This window comes from Pseudomonas sp. PGPPP1 (assembly GCF_002255865.1).
Classification (GTDB): Bacteria; Pseudomonadota; Gammaproteobacteria; order Pseudomonadales; family Pseudomonadaceae; genus Aquipseudomonas; species Aquipseudomonas cremoris.
Genome location: NZ_NKIG01000006.1, coordinates 172661 through 190027, shown reverse-complemented (window position 1 = coordinate 190027; position 17367 = coordinate 172661). Strand labels below are relative to the sequence as shown.

17 protein-coding genes are annotated in these 17367 nt (G+C 58.6%); 7 read left to right on the top strand and 10 right to left on the bottom strand.

The genetic code is table 11. The annotated features are described in order from the left end of the window. Nucleotides 1-61 precede the first annotated feature (61 nt). The 6 genes from CFE47_RS10455 (at nt 62) to CFE47_RS10430 (ending at nt 7072) form a co-directional block, all read left to right on the top strand. Nucleotides 62-973, top strand: a complete 912-nt coding sequence (locus CFE47_RS10455; protein ID WP_286836781.1) for an ABC transporter permease subunit — start codon at nt 62-64, stop codon at nt 971-973. A 31-nt stretch (nt 974-1004) separates the two neighbouring features. Then, on the top strand, nt 1005-2258 hold the full coding sequence (gene livM / locus CFE47_RS10450) for a high-affinity branched-chain amino acid ABC transporter permease LivM (RefSeq protein ID WP_502695466.1): 1254 nt from the start codon (nt 1005-1007) through the stop codon (nt 2256-2258). Beyond that, the gene (locus CFE47_RS10445; protein ID WP_286836777.1) at nt 2255-3127 is read left to right on the top strand and encodes an ABC transporter ATP-binding protein; all 873 of its coding nucleotides are present in this window, start codon (nt 2255-2257) and stop codon (nt 3125-3127) included. Before livM ends, CFE47_RS10445 begins: the two co-directional genes overlap by 4 nt. Continuing rightward, nucleotides 3124-3840: an ABC transporter ATP-binding protein gene (locus CFE47_RS10440; RefSeq protein WP_286836775.1), complete on the top strand. Its 717-nt coding sequence runs from the start codon at nt 3124-3126 to the stop codon at nt 3838-3840. Before CFE47_RS10445 ends, CFE47_RS10440 begins: the two co-directional genes overlap by 4 nt. A 312-nt stretch (nt 3841-4152) precedes the next feature. Next, on the top strand, nt 4153-5628 hold the full coding sequence (locus CFE47_RS10435) for an NAD-dependent succinate-semialdehyde dehydrogenase (RefSeq protein WP_286836773.1): 1476 nt from the start codon (nt 4153-4155) through the stop codon (nt 5626-5628). Nucleotides 5629-5713: 85 nt separating this feature from the next. Next, nucleotides 5714-7072: an aminotransferase class III-fold pyridoxal phosphate-dependent enzyme gene (locus CFE47_RS10430; RefSeq protein WP_286836771.1), complete on the top strand. Its 1359-nt coding sequence runs from the start codon at nt 5714-5716 to the stop codon at nt 7070-7072. A 66-nt stretch (nt 7073-7138) separates the two neighbouring features. Here the strand turns inward: CFE47_RS10430 and CFE47_RS10425 are convergent, their stop codons facing one another. Then, the gene (locus CFE47_RS10425) at nt 7139-8233 is read right to left on the bottom strand and encodes a tartrate dehydrogenase (protein ID WP_286836769.1); all 1095 of its coding nucleotides are present in this window, start codon (nt 8231-8233) and stop codon (nt 7139-7141) included. An 88-nt stretch (nt 8234-8321) separates the two neighbouring features. On the opposite strand from CFE47_RS10425, the gene CFE47_RS10420 reads away from it, so the two are divergent. Beyond that, on the top strand, nt 8322-9221 hold the full coding sequence (locus tag CFE47_RS10420) for a LysR substrate-binding domain-containing protein (RefSeq protein WP_286836830.1): 900 nt from the start codon (nt 8322-8324) through the stop codon (nt 9219-9221). A gap of 132 nt (nt 9222-9353) precedes the next feature. On the opposite strand, the gene CFE47_RS10415 is transcribed toward CFE47_RS10420, so the two are convergent. From CFE47_RS10415 to CFE47_RS10375, 9 genes are all read right to left on the bottom strand, one after another. Continuing rightward, the gene (locus CFE47_RS10415; protein WP_286836767.1) at nt 9354-10010 is read right to left on the bottom strand and encodes a response regulator; all 657 of its coding nucleotides are present in this window, start codon (nt 10008-10010) and stop codon (nt 9354-9356) included. 117 nt (nt 10011-10127) lie between these two features. Further along, a complete protein-coding gene (locus tag CFE47_RS10410; RefSeq protein WP_286836829.1) occupies nt 10128-11180 on the bottom strand; it encodes a protein-glutamate methylesterase/protein-glutamine glutaminase in 1053 nt (350 codons plus the stop codon). Next, nucleotides 11180-11668, bottom strand: coding sequence for a chemotaxis protein CheD (locus CFE47_RS10405; RefSeq protein WP_286836765.1), 489 nt, complete (start codon nt 11666-11668; stop codon nt 11180-11182). The genes CFE47_RS10410 and CFE47_RS10405 overlap by 1 nt, the downstream gene beginning before the upstream one ends. Next, nucleotides 11665-12477: a CheR family methyltransferase gene (locus CFE47_RS10400; RefSeq protein WP_286836763.1), complete on the bottom strand. Its 813-nt coding sequence runs from the start codon at nt 12475-12477 to the stop codon at nt 11665-11667. The genes CFE47_RS10405 and CFE47_RS10400 overlap by 4 nt, the downstream gene beginning before the upstream one ends. Continuing rightward, on the bottom strand, nt 12478-13005 hold the full coding sequence (locus CFE47_RS10395) for a chemotaxis protein CheW (RefSeq protein WP_286836760.1): 528 nt from the start codon (nt 13003-13005) through the stop codon (nt 12478-12480). It abuts the gene before it with no gap. A gap of 11 nt (nt 13006-13016) precedes the next feature. Continuing rightward, nucleotides 13017-14651, bottom strand: a complete 1635-nt coding sequence (locus CFE47_RS10390) for a methyl-accepting chemotaxis protein (protein ID WP_185710517.1) — start codon at nt 14649-14651, stop codon at nt 13017-13019. A 19-nt stretch (nt 14652-14670) separates the two neighbouring features. Continuing rightward, a complete protein-coding gene (locus CFE47_RS10385; protein ID WP_286836758.1) occupies nt 14671-16650 on the bottom strand; it encodes a chemotaxis protein CheA in 1980 nt (659 codons plus the stop codon). A 3-nt stretch (nt 16651-16653) separates the two neighbouring features. Further along, on the bottom strand, nt 16654-16971 hold the full coding sequence (locus tag CFE47_RS10380) for an STAS domain-containing protein (RefSeq protein ID WP_286836756.1): 318 nt from the start codon (nt 16969-16971) through the stop codon (nt 16654-16656). A 4-nt stretch (nt 16972-16975) separates the two neighbouring features. Continuing rightward, complete coding sequence (locus CFE47_RS10375) at nt 16976-17341, bottom strand: response regulator (protein ID WP_185710514.1); 366 nt, start codon at nt 17339-17341, stop codon at nt 16976-16978. Nucleotides 17342-17367: the final 26 nt, after the last annotated feature.

Sequence of the window (17367 nt, the reverse complement as noted above, 5' to 3'; positions counted from 1 at the left end):
TCGGCGTGCAGGCCAGGTCATGGCCTGCACCTCTACCGCCCCAATGTGCAGGAACTCGTCAGTGGATACCCTCATTCAACAGTTGATCAATGGCTTGACCCTCGGGTCGGTCTACGGCCTGATCGCAATCGGCTACACCATGGTTTACGGCATCATCGGCATGATCAACTTTGCACACGGTGACGTGTACATGGTGTCTGCCTACCTGGCAGCGATCGCCATCGCCGTCCTGGGGTTTTTCGGCGTTCATTCTTTCCCGTTGGTTATCCTTGGCACCCTGGTCTTCACCATTGTGGTGACCGGTGTCTACGGCTTTGCGATAGAACGCATTGCCTATAAGCCGCTGCGAAACTCAACCCGCCTGGCACCTTTGATTTCAGCAATCGGCATGTCGTTGATCCTGCAGAACTACGTGCAACTCAGCCAAGGCGCCAGGCAGCAGGGCATTCCCACGATGCTGGATGGGGCTATCCGCCTGGCTGTGGGGGACGGCTTCGTGATGCTCACCTATACGAAGCTGTTCATTATTGCTGCGGCCATCATCGGCATGCTGGCGCTGACATTCATTATTCAAAATACCCGCCTGGGCCGCATGTGCCGTGCGACGCAACAGGACCGCAAGATGGCGCAAATCCTGGGCATCAACACTGACCGAGTCATCTCCTATGTGTTTGTGATCGGTGCGTCGATGGGTGCATTGGGGGGCGTGCTGATTACCGTCAACTACGGGACGTTCGATTTTTACGCAGGCTTCATCATCGGGGTCAAAGCCTTCACTGCAGCGGTGTTGGGCGGTATTGGCTCTTTGCCTGGCGCCATGCTGGGTGGACTGATTCTTGGCGTGGCAGAGGCGCATTTCGCTGGGTTGGTGAACTCCGACTTCAAGGACGTTTTCTCGTTTTCCTTGCTGGTGCTGATCCTGATCTTCCGTCCTCAGGGCCTGTTGGGCCGTCCCCAGGTAACCAAGGTGTAATGCTGTGAGACCAACTTCTGATTCCCTTGATGTGAAAAAAAGCCTGATCGATAGCGTGCTGGCCGGCTTGATCGCGCTGATCGTGTTCGGTCCGGTAGTGGGCGTGGTGCTGCAGGGCTACGATTTCGATCTACGTTTTGACCGTGTGGCGTGGATGGTGGGAGTGGTGATGGTGGGCCGGCTCCTGTTGAGCCTGTTCCTTCAAACCACCATGGGGCAAAAGGTGCTGGCGCAGTTCGCGCACACCGGTGGCGGTGTTGGCGTCTATCCGCCGGGCTATCGCTCGCAGATACGCTGGATCGTTCCGGTGTTGATCCTGCTTGCCGTGGCCTTTCCGTTCTTCGCCAACAAATACCTGCTGACGGTCATGATCCTTGGCTTGATCTACGTTCTGCTCGGCCTTGGCCTGAACATTGTGGTGGGACTGGCAGGCTTGCTTGATCTGGGATTTGTCGGCTTCTACGCCATTGGTGCCTACGGCTTGACCATGGGCTATCAATACCTGGGGCTGGGCTTCTGGAGCATGTTGCCGATTGCCGCGTTGATGGCGGCTTTTGCAGGCATGCTCCTGGGCTTTCCAATACTGCGCATGCACGGTGACTACCTGGCCATCGTCACCTTGGGTTTTGGCGAAATCATTCGCCTGTTGCTCACCAACTGCGTGGGGCTGACGGGCGGTCCCAACGGCATGACTGCGCCTTCACCAACGTTCTTTGGCCTGGAGTTCGCGCGCCGGGCAAAAGACGGTGGAGTGCCTTATCACGAGTACTTTGGCATCGCCTACAACTCAGACATGAAGTTCATGTTCATTTATGCGGTGTTGCTGCTGGTGGTCGCGCTGGTGCTTTACGTCAAGCATCGGCTGACGCGCATGCCGGTCGGCCGTGCGTGGGAAGCCTTGCGCGAGGATGAAATCGCGTGTCGTGCGATGGGGCTGAACCATGTGCTGGTCAAGCTTTCGGCCTTCATGATTGGGGCATCCACTGCCGGGATTGCCGGGGTGTTTTTTGCCTCTTATCAAGGCTTCGTGAACCCGACGTCGTTCTCGTTTTTTGAGTCGGCATTGATACTCGCCATCGTCGTCCTGGGTGGCATGGGGTCGACCGTTGGTGTGGTGATTGCGGCGTTCGTCTTGACCATTGCGCCCGAGTTGCTTCGCGGCCTTGCGGAATACCGCGTGCTGCTGTTCGGGATCTTGATGGTGGTGATGATGATTTGGCGTCCGCGCGGCCTGGTTCGTATCCATCGCATCGGCATCGCACCACGCAAAGGAGTCGCGCCATGAGTGACAACATTCTCTCGGTCAATCGCTTGATGATGCACTTCGGCGGGATCAAGGCGCTTAACGACGTCAACTTCGCCATCGAGCGTCATTCCATTTCCGCGCTGATCGGCCCGAACGGTGCCGGGAAAACCACGGTGTTCAACTGTTTGACCGGGTTTTATGCCGCAACGGGCGGCAAGATATTGCTCAATGCGCAGAACAAACACACCGACGTCATTCAGATCCTGGGGGAGCCGTTCGCGGCAGATGACTTCGTCAAGCCGCAGCAGTTCAGTTCGCGCCTCTGGTACAAAATGTTCGGCGGTACGCACTTGGTCAATCGTGCTGGCCTGGCGCGGACGTTCCAGAACATTCGGTTGTTCAAGGAAATGACCGTATTGGAAAACCTGCTGGTCGCTCAACACATGCTTGCGCAGCGCAGCATGATCGCGGGCATCCTCAACACGCCGGGTTATCGCCGGGCCGAAAACAAACTGGTCGATACGGCGTTCTATTGGCTGGAGGTGGTCGACCTGGTCGAGCATGCGAATCGGCTGGCGGGTGAGCTGTCTTACGGGCAGCAACGTCGCCTGGAAATCGCCCGTGCCATGTGCACCGGCCCAGAGTTGGTTTGCCTGGACGAACCTGCGGCCGGCCTCAACCCGGCGGAAACCATCGCGTTGAGCAAGATCATTCGGCGACTGCGTGATGAGCACTGCCTCACGGTGCTGCTGATCGAGCATGACATGGGCATGGTCATGAGTCTGTGCGATCACATCATCGTCCTCGATCATGGGGTGGTCATCGCTCAAGGCGGTCCCGATGTCATCCAGAACGATCCCAAAGTGATTGCGGCTTATCTTGGTGCTGATGAAGAGGAAATGGCATGAGTTCCCCGATTCTTGCGTTCAATGACGTCGACGTGCATTACGGAAAGATCCAGGCGCTGAAGAAGGTCACCTTGCATATCAATGCGGGTGAGACCGTGAGCCTCATTGGCGCCAACGGTGCAGGCAAGTCCACGTTGCTGATGTCGATTTTTGGCCAGCCCCAGGCCAGCGCGGGGCAGATCATTTATCAGGGCCAGGAGATTACCCGCAAGAGCACGCATTTTGTTGCCTCCAACGGTATTGCCCAGTCGCCTGAGGGGCGGCGTGTATTCCCGGACATGACGGTGGATGAGAACTTGCTGATGGGCACCATCCCTATTGGCATGGCGCACGCGGATGAAGATCGCCAGCGTATGTTCGAGCTTTTCCCGCGACTGAAGGAGCGTCGTAATCAGCGCGCCATGACGATGTCCGGGGGAGAGCAGCAGATGCTCGCCATTGCCAGGGCACTCATGAGTCGGCCCAAGTTGCTGTTGCTGGATGAGCCTTCCCTGGGCTTGGCGCCGATTGTGGTCAAGCACATCTTCTCGACTCTGCGCGAGCTGGCGAAGAGCGGCATGACGATCTTCCTGGTTGAGCAGAACGCCAATCACGCGCTCAGGTTGAGTGATCGTGCCTACGTCATGGTCAACGGGGAAATCCGCATGACGGGCACAGGTAAAGAATTGCTAGGCAACGACGAAGTCAGGAACGCCTATCTGGGCGGGCACTGAGTGCAGTTGACGGGGCGCGGGATACTTTGACCGCGCCCTTTTTTTCGGTTTTTTTTCCTTTCAAAAGTACTAGAGCTGCCCTTCTTTTTGCAGGTTTGAGTAGGTGTCTGCTCGTTACCACGAACCCTATTATTGAAATCGTGAAAGGTCTCAGTTAGGGCCGTTAACCCATGGAAACCGTGAGCGTGCTGGCGCCGTTCACAAAAGGTGGTGGGGCGTGGGTATCCGCGTTCGATCATGCAGCTATCAACGCAAAACCCAGTGCGCCAGCCGGTAATCACGTTGTGTTTTTTCAAGTGTGTTGGAGGAATAATGCCGTTCAATATTGATAATAAAGACCTGCTGCTGCAGAAGAATTTCATTAACGGCGTCTGGTGCGCGGCGAAGAGCGGCAACACCTTGCGTGTGGTCGATCCCGCGACGGGAGAGCTTTACGCCACTGTTCCTGACAGCGGCGCTGATGATGCGAGGAGCGCTGTAGAGGCCGCCGCCGCCGCCTTCGAAACCTGGAAGAAAGTACCTGCAAAACAGCGTTCCATTATCCTCAAACGCTGGAATGACTTGATCATTGCGAATGCTCAGGACCTTGGGAAAATCATTTCTTCCGAGCAAGGTAAACCCTTGGTCGAAGGCGTGGGGGAGGTGGCTTATGCCGCCAGTTATGTGGAGTGGTTTGCCGAAGAAGCAACACGTGCCAACGGCGAACTGATTCCCAGCCCTGCGGTTGGACGCCGTATGGCCGCACTCAAAGAGCCTATCGGCGTGGTGGCCGCCATTACACCTTGGAATTTCCCGGCGGCAATGATCGCGCGCAAAATCGCCCCCGCGCTGGCAGCGGGCTGCACTGTCGTGTGCAAACCGGCCGCAGAAACACCCCTGACTTCCCTGGCACTGGTCAAGTTGGCTGAGCAGGCTGGCGTTCCGGCAGGTGTGCTGAATATTGTGGTCACGGCCCAGTCGAAGGAAGTGGCTGATGTCTGGCTCGATGATGCGCGTGTGCGCAAGATCACCTTCACGGGCTCGACCCCTGTGGGCAAGCACCTTGCTCGCGAATCGGCAGGCACACTGAAAAAACTCTCCCTGGAACTCGGGGGTAATGCGCCTTTCATCGTGTTTGATGATGCCGTGCTCGACGACGCGGTTGAAGGCTTGATGGCGGCGAAGTTCAGGAATGGTGGTCAAACCTGCGTTTGCCCCAACCGCATTTATGTCCAGGCCGGTATCTACGATGAGTTTGTTCGCAAGCTCACGGCGCGTGTAGCGGCGTTGGTCGTAGGGCCTGCAACCAATCCTGCGTCGCAGATCGGTCCGATGATCAATGCCAAAGCGATCGAAAAAATCGAAAGCCATGTCAACGACGCGGTTGAAAAGGGCGCTCGGATCACGACTGGGGGCAAGCGTATTCACTCAGCCGAGTGCGTCGGCCCTACCTACTACGCGCCGACGGTATTGGTTGATGTCGACAGGTCTTCCAAGTGCTTCCACGAGGAAACCTTTGGCCCAGTGGCGCCGTTGGCCAGGTTCAACACTGAGGAAGAGGTGTTGGCGTGGGCCAATGACTCACCGTTCGGGTTGGCTTCGTATTTCTACACGAATGACGTGCGTCGGATAACCCGCGTTTCCGAGGCCCTGGAGTGCGGCATCGTCGGCATCAATGAGGGCGCCATTGCCGCAGAAGCAGCACCGTTTGGCGGCGTAAAAGACTCCGGCTACGGGCGTGAAGGTTCAACCCGCGGGCTGGAGGAGTACATGCACATCAAATACACCTGCCAGGGCGGCCTGGATTAATTCCTGACGAGCGACGCGTGCTACCTGTCGGGCCATGCACACATCGAGTGGCTGGCCCAATACCTTGATGACATTGGAGCTTTTTATGCGTGGTGTAGAGAATTTGATCACCCAGGACCGTCACTGGGTTCATCCGGTGACCGCTTTACTGGAACATGAATCTGTAGGTCCGACCATCTGGACCTCGGCGCAAGGGATCCACCTCACCGACATCCACGGTAAACGTGTGCAGGATGCATTCTCGGGGCTCTGGTGTGTCAATGCCGGCTATGGCCAGCAAACCATCGTCGACGCGGCCAAAGCGCAGTTGGAAAAACTGCCCTACGCCACGGGTTATTTTCATTTCGCCAGTGAGCCTGCCATTCGACTGGCCTCACGGTTGACCGCATTGGCGCCCCAGGGCTTGAACCGTGTGGTTTTCGGCCAGGGTGGATCTGACGCTGTCGACACTGCCATTCGTTTGGTTCGCTACTATTTCAATGCAATCGGTCGCCCGAAAAAGAAGCAGTTCATCGGTTTGCAGCGTGGTTATCACGGCTCTTCCTCCAATGGCAGCGGCTTGACTGCATTACCGCTGTTCCATCGCTATTTTGATGTGCCGACGCCAGAGCAGCACCACATACCGTCCCCTTACACGTATCGCCATCCCGATGGTCCCGATGCGCAGAAAGTGTTGCTCAGCACCGTCAAGGCGCTGGAAGAAAAAGTCAGCCAGCTGGGGGCGGATACGGTAGCGGCGTTCATTTGCGAGCCGATCCAGGGGTCGGGGGGCGTGATTGTCCCGCCTAAAGGCTTTTTGAAAGCCATGCGTGAGACCTGTGATCGTCTGGGTATTCTGTTGATTGTCGACGAGGTGATTACGGGTTTTGGTCGCACCGGCCCAATGTTTGCCTGCGAGACTGATAACGTCAGCCCGGACATGCTCACGGTCGCCAAAGGGTTGACCTCCGGCTATGCGCCCATGGGCGCGACGTTCATCTCCGAGCCCATTTATGCTGCGCTTGCTGAGGCGGGAAGCGATGGCACAGCGCTCGGGCATGGCCAGACATACGCTGGGCACCCTGTCAGTGCCGCTATCGCCAACGCGACGCTGGACCTGTACGAAGGCGGCTTGCTTGCGAACGGTGTCAGTGTCGGCGCGTACTTCCAGCAGCGCTTGAAGGAGTTGGAGTCGATGGAGTGCGTGGGCGAAGTGCGCGGTCGCGGTTTGTTGGCGGCGGTTGAATTGGTCGTCGATAAACGCAGCAAGGCGAAACCGGCTGCCAGCGTGAAACTGGGGCAGAAAGTGCTCAAGCATGCGTTTGAGGAAGGCTTGGTGTTCCGTGCTTTCGCAGACGAAATCCTGGGTTTTGCCCCCTCTCTGAACTACACCGTTGCCGACATCGACACGCTGATGGACATCCTGAAGCACGCTATCAACAAGGCCGTTGCGTCGAGTTTGTAGGTAAACAAACGCTATGCAATGAGCACCAGGGCATTGTGCCCTGGTGCTGCAGCGGTGGATGTTTGATCAGCCTTGCTGTTCGAGTGCGGCTACCACCGCAGAACCTGCTGCCTGAGTGGACAGCTTGCCGCCCATGTCGGGTGTGACGGAGCCCTGCGCGATGACCGTTTCAATGGCGCGGATAATGTCGTCATGCGCTTGCTGATAGCGGTCATCACCTTGGCCCAGGAACTCCAGCATCAATGCGCCTGACCAGATCATCGCAATAGGGTTGGCGATGTTTTGGCCGAAGATATCTGGCGCCGAGCCGTGTACGGGCTCAAAAAGCGAAGGGAAATGACGCTCGGGATTGAGGTTGGCAGACGGAGCGATACCGATGGTGCCGGCACAGGCGGGACCCAGGTCGGAAAGAATGTCGCCAAAGAGATTCGACGCAACCACCACGTCGAAACGGTCGGGTTGCAAAACGAATCGGGCGCAGAGGATATCGATGTGCTGCTTGTCCCAAGTGACGGACGGGTACTGTTGCGCAACGGTTTCGGTGCGCTTGTCCCAGTACGGCATGCTGATCGCCATGCCGTTGGATTTAGTGGCTGAGGTGACATGCTTGCGCTCGCGTTTCTCAGCCAGTTCGAAGGCATATTTCAAAATTCGGTCGACGCCCCGACGCGTGAAAATCGACTCCTGGATGACGAACTCGTTTCCAGTATTTTCAAACATGATTCCACCGATTGACGAGTATTCGCCTTCAGTGTTTTCGCGGATCACCACAAAGTCGATGTCGCCGACCTTTCGGTTGGCCAGCGCGCACGGCACGCCGGGGAACAGACGAACCGGACGAATATTGACGTACTGATCAAACTCGCGGCGGAACTTGAGCAGCGAACCCCAGAGCGAGATGTGGTCGGGAACCTTGTCGGGCCAGCCGACCGCCCCAAAGAAAATGGCATCGTACTGCTGCAGTTGTTCGAACCAGTCGTCCGGCATCATTCTGCCGTGCTGGAGGTAATAGTCGCAGCTGGCCCACTCGAACTCATCGAACACGATGGAAATACCGTGTTTTCGGGCCGCAGCCTGAACCACGCGAACGCCTTCCGGCAGGACTTCCAAGCCAATGCCATCGCCAGGAATGGCGGCGATGCGGTACGTTTTAGTGGTCATGGGATACTCCGGAAAAAGGGGAGACCCATGCTATAGCTGCGCGTGCCAGAGATAATCGAGCCAACTATTGAAACTGGGTTTACAGAGCGTGAAAAATCTCCCCAATTTGAATGACCTCCAGGTTTTTTTGCAGGTCGCCCGCCGGTTCAGTTTCACCTCTGTCGCCGACGAACTGGGCATGTCGCCGGCCTTTGTGAGCAAGCGGATACGGATACTCGAAACTGACTTGGGCCTGCGTCTTTTACATCGGTCCACCCGCAACGTCTCCTTGACCGATGACGGCGAGCGGGTGCTTCGTTGGGCACAAACGCTCCTTCATCAGGTGGGGCAATTGGAGGCGCAAATCGATGCCTTGCATGATGACCCCGTGGGGCTTTTGCGGGTGGTGAGCAGTCCGGGTCTGGGACGCCGAATGGTAGCCCCCGCGCTCGCTGAATTGGGGCGGCTTTACCCTGCGCTTGACGTGCGCCTGGACATTCGTCATCAGCTCGTCAATCTCTTGGAAGAAGGGGTGGACCTTGATGTGCGAGTGGGCAACGACATTGCCCCGCACTTCATCGCTAAACCGTTGGTAGCCAACCGGCGGGTGCTCTGCGCCAGCCCTCGCTATCTGGAAGCCCACGGAACGCCTGGAACCCTGGCTGATCTGGGGCATCACGATTGCCTGGTGATCAAGGAGCGTGACCATCCCTTCGGTGTCTGGGAGTTAACAGGACCACGAGGCGTTGAAACGGCAAAAGTGACAGGCAGCTTCTCCACCAATAACGGTGAAATCGCCCGGCACTGGTGCCTGGACGGTCGCGGCGTGCTGTTGCGATCAATGTGGGACATCAACGACGACCTGAAGCAGGGGAGGCTCCTGCAGGTGCTGTCGGATTATTACCAGCCTGCGGATATCTGGGCCGTTCATTGCTCGCCGCTACTGACGTCGGCGAAAGTCAGGGTCGCTGTGGATTTTTTGCAGAAGTATTTTCGTGAGCGGGCGTAGAAAACACCATTCAGGAAAATGACACGGGGCAGATTAAAAACACACTTTGATTTTCTAAACGCCTCAAGAGTGGTGTTGTCGATTTTTGGGTCAGGCAGTGCTTAAGCGAACTTTGCGTTTTTCACAAAAAGTTCAGTCGTTTATTTGTACGATGCCCTCGCGGACTGCAAACATCACCAAACTGGCGACATCGTGAATATGTAGCCGGTGCATGATCTGAGAGCGATGGGCCTCGATCGTTTTGATACTTAACCTCAGCCCATTTGCAATAGTGCGTGTCGTTTCACCCCGGGCGATCAATCGGAGTATTTCGAGTTGGCGCACGGTCAGTTTCGAATGCGAGACATGTTTTGTTTCTTCGCGCGATTGTTTTACTGCCTGATTGACCACCAACGAAACTACCGGAACCGACAGGTATTGGCTGCCGCCCCGCAGGGCCTCCAGGGCCAGGTCAAGCTCCAGTACGCTTGCGCTTTTCAATAGGTAGCCTTTTGTACCGAGTTGCAGACATTGCATCACAAAGCTTGAATCCTTGTGGATTGATATCATCAAGACCCGACTAGTGGGTGCGTGGATCGACAGGCTTTTGAGTACTTTCAGGCAGGCCCCACGTTCAATATCCATATCAAACAGAATAATGTCGGGCTGCCAATGCGTTGCGAGTTCCAGGAGTGAGTGTTCATGGTCGGCTTCTGCAATCACTTCGTAGTGTTGTTTTTGCTCCAGTAATGCGCGCAGGCCGGCGCGTAACAATGGATATATATTGGCTACAAGAATTCGACAACGCATAGGCTTCAGCCCAAATCGCAGAGAACGGGAGGCAGCGTTTATCTCGCTGCAGTGATTGACGGTGTAGTGTCCGTGCCCGCTTGGGGGAACGCGCAAGTCGTGAAGTGTGAAGACTTTTCAGCCGTGGCGCGTGTTATCCGCAAACTCCTGGATTAAGCGGGGGAACTTGTTAAGCGGCTCAACTGTTTGGGCCGAACCCAGCTTGATGGCTTCCTTGGGCATGCCAAAGACCACGCAACTGGCCTCATCCTGGGCGATGGTCTGGGCGCCATTTTCCCGCATGGCCAGTAGGCCGCGCGCACCGTCGTCGCCCATGCCGGTCATGATGATACCCAATGTGCTGGGCGCTGCGTGCTTGGCGATAGAACGAAACAGCACATCGACGGACGGCTTATGCCGATTCACCGGCGGGCCATCCAGCACTTCGACTCTGTAATGCGCGCCACTGCGCTTGAGTTGCATGTGAAGCCCGCCCGGGGCCAACAGCGCCAGGCCGCTGTGGACGCGGTCCAGATGCTTGGCCTCGCGCACTTCTATCTGGCACAGCGTGTTCAGCCGACGGGCAAAATCGGCGGTGAATTTCTCTGGCATGTGCTGAACGATGACAATGCCCGGGCAGTCGCGAGGGAGTTGGCGCAACAGGAATTCCAGTGCTTGCGTGCCCCCGGTGGAACAGCCCAGTGCGACGACTTTTTCAGTGGTGCGCAACAGGTTGACCTTCGTCGTCCGCGTTTCTTCGGCGCTGGCTGGCGCCACGGCCGGCAGCATGCGCGGGCGGGTTCTGGCGCCTTCCTCGATCTTGCGGATCAACTCGCCCGACAAGGCCTCCAGGCTTTGCTTGAGCCCCAGCCGCGCCTTGGTGAATACACCCACGGCGCCTGCCGACAACGCCTCGACGGCGACGCTGCTGCCTTGCTCGGTCAACGTGGAGCAAATGATGGTCGGCGTTGGGCGCTCACGCATGATCTGGCGCAAAAACGTCAGGCCGTCCATGCGCGGCATCTCGATGTCGAGCACCAGCACGTCCGGCCAGTCACGGCGCATTTTCTCGATGGCGTAGAGCGGGTCGGCCGCCTGGCCGATGACAGTGATCCCGGGGTGGCTGGCCAGGCAACTGGTGAGCACCTGGCGTACCAGTGCTGAGTCGTCGACGATAAACACCTTGATCATCAACGCAGCCTCCGTACCGGCAATGCCGGCACGCTGTTGCGCTGGCACTCAATCGCACCGCTGCGGCCGTTGACCTGCAGGCGTCGGTAGTGATCGCCGCTCAAGTCCCAAGCATCGACCGCCCAATTGCGCAGGCTGAACTGTTCACGGGCGAAGGCGCTGTTGCCATCGCCGACCCTGCGCCGTGGGTTGCCTTCGAAGCGCACCAGGCTGCCGCCGCCGAAAATGCCTTTGCGGTACTCCTCGGGCCGCGTGCCGTGGCGGGCCATGTCGGCGTGGATGCGCTTGAACACCGCCTCGCCGTAACGGGTATCCAGGCGTGTACTCGCGCCTGGATCGCTGGGCAGCAAAAAGTGCGAAACCGCCAGCAACTGCCGGCGCGGGTGCCACAACACCACCGCCACACAACTGCCGAGCAATGTCGTGACCACGCCGTCGTGGGTGCCAAAAAAGTAGTCGCCGGGGCGCAGGAATATCGAAGGACTCATAAAAGCTCGTAGACCGAAGGACAGACCAGGCGCATCGGCAGATCAAAACCGTGAATGCTTTCCGCATGCCCGATAAACAGCAGGCCGCCGACGGCCAACTGGGTAATTAGTCGGCGCACAATCCGCTGCTTCTCTTCGTTGTTGAAATAGATCAGTACGTTGCGCAAGAAAATCACATTGAAGGGCCCGAGTGGTTCAGGCAGTGGTTGGGTGATGTTGATCTCGCGCAGGCTGACGCGCTCGCGCAAAGCCGCTTGTACGCGAAAGCGTCCGGTCATGTCGCCGACGCCGCTCAGGCAATGGCGCTTGAGCCAGCCATCGGGGAAGTACTTGGCCTGGGCCATGTCATAGATGCCATCGCGGGCGCGGGCGAGCATGCTTTGGCTCAGGTCGCTGGCCACGATGGACCAGTCTTGAGTGCGCGCGCTTTCGCTGGCAACCATCGCCAGGCTGTAGGGCTCTTCACCGGAAGAACAGGCGGCGCTCCAGACCTTGATCGGCCCGCGCTGCCCGGCCAGCCACTCACCGAAGAAATCGAAGTGCGGATGCTCGCGAAAAAAGTAGGTCTCGTTGGTGGTCAGCAAGTCCACCACCAACCGCCGTTCGTTGATGAACAGAGGGTTGTCGAGCATCTGCAGGTACTCGGCGTAGCTGTCCAGGCGATAGTGGCGCAGGCGTTTCATCAAGCGCCCGGCCACCAGCGGGCGTTTATTCGGCGCCAACTGGATGCCCGACGCCTCGGCCATGAGTTTTTGCAGTTGGCGAAACTCGTATTCAGCGAGTTTTGGCAGTTTCAAAAGCGTCGACATTCAGAGGCCGTTCGTGACGGCAAGGCTCAGTTGCTCGATGTCATCGAGCGACAACACCTGGCCGATATCCAGAATGATCGTGAACGCCTGGTCGCTGCGCGCCATGCCGGCGATGAAGTCAGTGCGGATCCCAGCCCCGAAAGGCGGGGGCGCGACCACCTGCTGTGGGTCGATGTCGAGCACCGCATCCACTGCGTCCACCACCAGGCCGATGTGCTGGGTGGTGTCGCTCAAGGCCAACTCGATAATCACAATGCAGGTGCGGTTGCCCGCACGGGTCAGCTCGAAACCAAAGCGCGCAGCCAGATCGAGCACCGGCACGACATTGCCGCGCAGGTTGATAACGCCGTGGATAAACGCCGGCATCATCGGCACGGCGGTCACTTGTGCGTACTCGATGATCTCGCGCACCAGTTCGATCGGCAGTGCGTAGTCCGCGTCACGCACGCGGAATGACAAGTGCTGGATACTCAGCGGTTCGGCCAGTGCGTCGGCCGTTTGAAAGCGGTGATTGGCAAGAGAAGTCATGGGCACAGTGCTCAATTGAAACTGACGAACTGGCCTTCATCGACCGTCGTCTTGCCCTTGTTCCAGCTGTGCGAGGTGCTGGCGTAAGTGTCCTGGCTGCGCGGCTGGCCGCGTTTGGCCGAGGGAGATTCCTGCTCGAAGCGAAAGAAGCCGATCAGTTCCTGCAATTGCCCAGCCTGGGCATTCATTTCTTCGGCAGTGGCCGCCAGCTCTTCCGACGCGGCAGCGTTTTGCTGGGTGATCTGGTTCATCTGGCCCATGGCGATATTGATCTGCCCGGCCGCGCCGCTTTGCTCCTGGGAGGCGGCGGTGATTTCCTGCACCAGGTCCGAGGTTTTCTGAATGTTCGGCACGATCTCGTTCAACAGGCGACCGGCCTGCTCGGCCAGGTGCACGCTGCTAGAGGCCACTTGGCCGATCTCTTGCGCTGCGACCTGGCTGCGTTCGGCGAGCTTGCGCACTTCCGCAGCCACCACTGCAAAGCCTTTGCCGTGTTCGCCGGCACGGGCCGCTTCGATGGCGGCGTTGAGCGCGAGCAAATTGGTCTGGTAAGCGATGTCGTCGATGATGCTGATCTTGTCGGCGATTTGCTTCATGGCCAGCACCGTGTCGCTGACCGCGCCGCCGCCTTGTACGGCGTCGTTGGCTGCTTTACCGGCGATGCCGTCGGTGATTTTTGCACTCTCGGTGTTCTGGGCTATGGACGCCGACATTTCCTCGACCGAGGCACTGGTTTGCTCGACGCTGGCGGCTTGTTCGTTCGCCGCCTGGCTCAACGACTGCGAGGTGGAGCTGACTTGTTCGGAGGCGGAGGAGAGCGAATCCGCCGAGCTGCGTACATCACCGAGGATGCTGCGCAGGCGTTCGGTCATGTTCTGCATGGCGGCAAGCAACTGACCGGTTTCATCGCGGCTGTTGGCCTGCAAGTCCTGGCTCAGGTCACCGGCGGCCATGCGGTTGGCGGCGGCTACGGCACCATTGAGCGGCTTGGTGATGCTGCGGGTCACCAACACACCAATCACGACGCCCAGCAGGGTGGCGGCGATGACCAATGCGATCATTTGCAGGCGTGAGCGGTCAGCGATTTCGGAAATCTGCTGATTGGCCTCACGGGCGCGTTCCTGTTTGTTGGTGCTGACCTCACCGATCAGGCGATCAATCTGCTCGCCGCTGACCACGGCCTTGGGCAGCAGTTCGGTGACGTCGCTGGTTTCCTGCAATTGGCTGGATTGCTGATGCAGGGTCAACACCTGCAGCACCAGGTTTTCGTAATTCTTGAGCGGCGTTTCCAGTTGGTCGATCTGGGCCATGCCTTCCTTGGTGATAAAGCTGGCGCGTGCCTTGAGGATCAGTGCACGGGTTTTCTCAAGCGCTGCCTTGGCTTGAGTGGCCGCCTGTTCGCGCGCGGCATGGTTGGTCGACAGCAGGCTCTGGCGCATCGAGCGGCCGGCAACGATCAGCTGGATATTGGCTTCCTGCATGGTGCTCAAGCCGGTCACATCCAGCTCGTACATGCGGTCGGACAGGCTGTTGACCTGTTCCAGGTTGCGGATGCCGATAAAGCCGATGATCGCGGTCAACGCGACCACCACCAGGAAACCTGCGGTCAATCGGATGCCTATTTTCATATTGCGAACAAATTGCATGCGGTTTCTCCTGAAAAGGCTAGGCAAGGGGTTCTAAAAGGTTTGCATCGAGGTTGGCCGGGGCCTGCAACTGCCGGAACAGGCTGGGCACATCCAGAATCAGCGCCACTTGCCCGGAGCCCAGGATGGTCGAGCCACTGATGCCGCGAAGGTGCTGGAACATCTGGCCGAGCGGTTTGATCACGGTTTGCAGCTCGCCCAGCAGGTGGTCGACGATCAAGCCGGCGTGGTGCCGGCCTTGGCTGACCACCACGATGTTGCGGCGCCGGGCGGTACTGGCGGGAAGCCCGAAGTGTTTGTCCAGCGCGATACACGGCAACGGCCTGCCGCGCAGGTTGAGGTAGCCATAGTCGCTGTTGAGCAACGCGTCGCTGGCCTCCATGCATTCGGTGACCATGTCCAGCGGAATGACAAAACTGTCCTGGCCAACCCCCACATGAAAGCCGTCGATGATCGCCAAGGTCAGCGGCAGGCGAATCCGAAAGGTGCAGCCCACGCCTTGCTGTGAGTCGATCTCGATGGTGCCGCGCAGTCGCTCGATGGCACTGCGCACCACGTCCATGCCCACGCCGCGCCCGGAGAGGTCGGACACCTGTTCGGCGGTGGAAAAACCGGCCTCGAAAATCAGCAGATGAATCGCGGGGTCGCTGAGCGCCGCGTCGGCCTCGATCATGCCTTTGCCGACGGCTTTTTCGCGGATGCGTGCGGTGTTGAGCCCGCGACCGTCGTCGCTGATTTCCAGCACGATCATGCCCGAGTCGTGGTAGGCATTGAGCTGCAGGTTGCCCTCGGCGGGTTTGCCGAGCGCGAGGCGCTCTGCGGCCGACTCGATGCCGTGGTCGATGGCGTTGCGCACCAGGTGGGTGAGCGGGTCAGCGATCTTGTCGATCACCGATTTATCCAGTTCAGTGTCGCCCCCGTGGATGCTCAACAGGATCTGCTTGTCCAGTTGCTTGCTCACGTCGCGGACCACACGGTGGAAGCGGTTGAAGGTTTCGCCGACCTCGACCATGCGCAATTTCAAGGCGCTCTCGCGAATTTGCTCGACGTGCTGATGCACCGCCAGGGCGCTTTCGATGCAGGCGTTGTCGCCCGTGCGTTTGGCCTGCATCTGCGCACCGGCTGTGCTGATGACCAGTTCGCCAACCAGGTTGATCAATTCGTCGAGCTTGTGTGCGGCAACCTTGACCATGGTGGTGTCTTGCGTGCGGCGCTCGCGGGCCACAGGCGGTTTTTCCGCTGGTGCGATGAGGATGGGTGCAGGTTCGGCAAAGGGCTCAAGGGTGAGGGTGCAGAAGTCGACGATGAACTCGAATACGTCGGCGATCTCCTGGCGGCTCGCGGCGCTGCGCAAGGTCAATGTAAAACCCAGGTAACAGGCTTCGGGGTCGAAGGTGTCCAGCCCCGGCAACCGCTCGGTGTGGGTTTGCAGGGTGACGATTTCGCCCAGGCGGCTGAGATAGCGCAGGAACGCCGTCGGGTCGAATCCGTTGCGCAGCAAGGCTTCGCTGAACTCGATCGAGAGGTTCCACAGTTGCTCATCAGCTGTAATGGCGGGTGTGGCGGGCGCGGCTTCGACGGGGGAGGTGTCCTCGTTCAAGCCTCGCGCCTGGGCCAGGGCTTCTAGCAGTCGCGCTTGTTCGGCCAGGTCGACGTGCAACTCACCGGTGTCAGGCTCGACCGCTTCGAGCATCGTGCGCAGCTCGTCCATGCACCGCAGCATCAACGAAGTGAGGTCTTCGTTGAGCGTGCGTTGGCCGTCGCGCACTTGCATCAACAGGCTTTCGAGGTGGTGCGTGAGATTGACCAAGGGCGTCAGCGAAAAAATCCCCGCCGAGCCCTTTAGCGTATGCACCGCACGGAACAGGCTGTTGACGGCCTCGTTGTCATCGGGTGTGGTTTCCAGTTGCAACAGGCTGTCTTCGGCGTCCTTGAGCAAGTCGCGGCCTTCGCTCAGGAAGCCTTGGAGCAGTTGGTTCCACTGTTCGCCTGTGAGCATTGTTCAATCCTCGATCCGTGCGTTGGGCAGCAGTGATTCCAGGCGCAGCAGGGCGATGGTTTCGCGCACCGCGGGCGTCGCATCGACCACCGTGACCGGGCTGCCGCCTTGGGACAACGTGCGTTGTATCACCAGCAAAAGTTGCAGGCCGGCGCTGTCGAAGTCGCCGATGCTGGCAAGATCGAGCTGCCAGGCGCTGGCATTGAGCGGCAGCAGTGCGGCAAAGGCATCGCGTGCTTCGCTGGTCTGGTAAATGCTCAGGTCACCGTCGATGCGGATACGCGTCGCGCCGCCGAAGGCTGAAGGGATCAAGGTGAACACAGGTTTACCCCATCAACTTTTCGACGGCCGCCAACAGGTTCTGCGGCAGGAACGGCTTGACGATCCAGGCCCTGGCACCGGCCGCTTGGCCTTCGGCTTTCTTCGACTGCTCGCTTTCGGTGGTGAGCATGATGATGGGCGTAAAGCGGTACTCGTTACGCGCCTTGACCGCTTTTACCAAGCCGATGCCGTCGAGGTTCGGCATGTTCACGTCGCTGATGATCAGGTTGATCTTTTGCCCGGTCAGCTTGGTCAGGGCATCGCGCCCGTCACAGGCCTCAATCACCTGGTGACCGGCGCCGGTGAGCGTCATTTTTACCAGTTGGCGCATGGACTGTGAGTCATCGACGATCAGAATGGTCTTGGCCATGTTCGGCTCCCTCGAAAGTGAAATTA

Bases quoted from the DNA above. Each gene is read 5' to 3' on its own strand.
- CFE47_RS10415 (WP_286836767.1), bottom strand. From the start codon at position 10,010: ATGCGTTGTCGAATTCTTGTAGCCAATATATATCCATTGTTACGCGCC.
- CFE47_RS10430 (WP_286836771.1), top strand. From the start codon at position 5,714: ATGCGTGGTGTAGAGAATTTGATCACCCAGGACCGTCACTGGGTTCAT.
- CFE47_RS10375 (WP_185710514.1), bottom strand. From the start codon at position 17,341: ATGGCCAAGACCATTCTGATCGTCGATGACTCACAGTCCATGCGCCAA.
- CFE47_RS10410 (WP_286836829.1), bottom strand. From the start codon at position 11,180: ATGATCAAGGTGTTTATCGTCGACGACTCAGCACTGGTACGCCAGGTG.
- CFE47_RS10390 (WP_185710517.1), bottom strand. From the start codon at position 14,651: ATGCAATTTGTTCGCAATATGAAAATAGGCATCCGATTGACCGCAGGT.
- CFE47_RS10445 (WP_286836777.1), top strand. From the start codon at position 2,255: ATGAGTGACAACATTCTCTCGGTCAATCGCTTGATGATGCACTTCGGC.
- CFE47_RS10440 (WP_286836775.1), top strand. From the start codon at position 3,124: ATGAGTTCCCCGATTCTTGCGTTCAATGACGTCGACGTGCATTACGGA.
- CFE47_RS10400 (WP_286836763.1), bottom strand. From the start codon at position 12,477: ATGTCGACGCTTTTGAAACTGCCAAAACTCGCTGAATACGAGTTTCGC.
- CFE47_RS10385 (WP_286836758.1), bottom strand. From the start codon at position 16,650: ATGCTCACAGGCGAACAGTGGAACCAACTGCTCCAAGGCTTCCTGAGC.
- CFE47_RS10395 (WP_286836760.1), bottom strand. From the start codon at position 13,005: ATGACTTCTCTTGCCAATCACCGCTTTCAAACGGCCGACGCACTGGCC.
- CFE47_RS10435 (WP_286836773.1), top strand. From the start codon at position 4,153: ATGCCGTTCAATATTGATAATAAAGACCTGCTGCTGCAGAAGAATTTC.
- CFE47_RS10405 (WP_286836765.1), bottom strand. From the start codon at position 11,668: ATGAGTCCTTCGATATTCCTGCGCCCCGGCGACTACTTTTTTGGCACC.
- CFE47_RS10425 (WP_286836769.1), bottom strand. From the start codon at position 8,233: ATGACCACTAAAACGTACCGCATCGCCGCCATTCCTGGCGATGGCATT.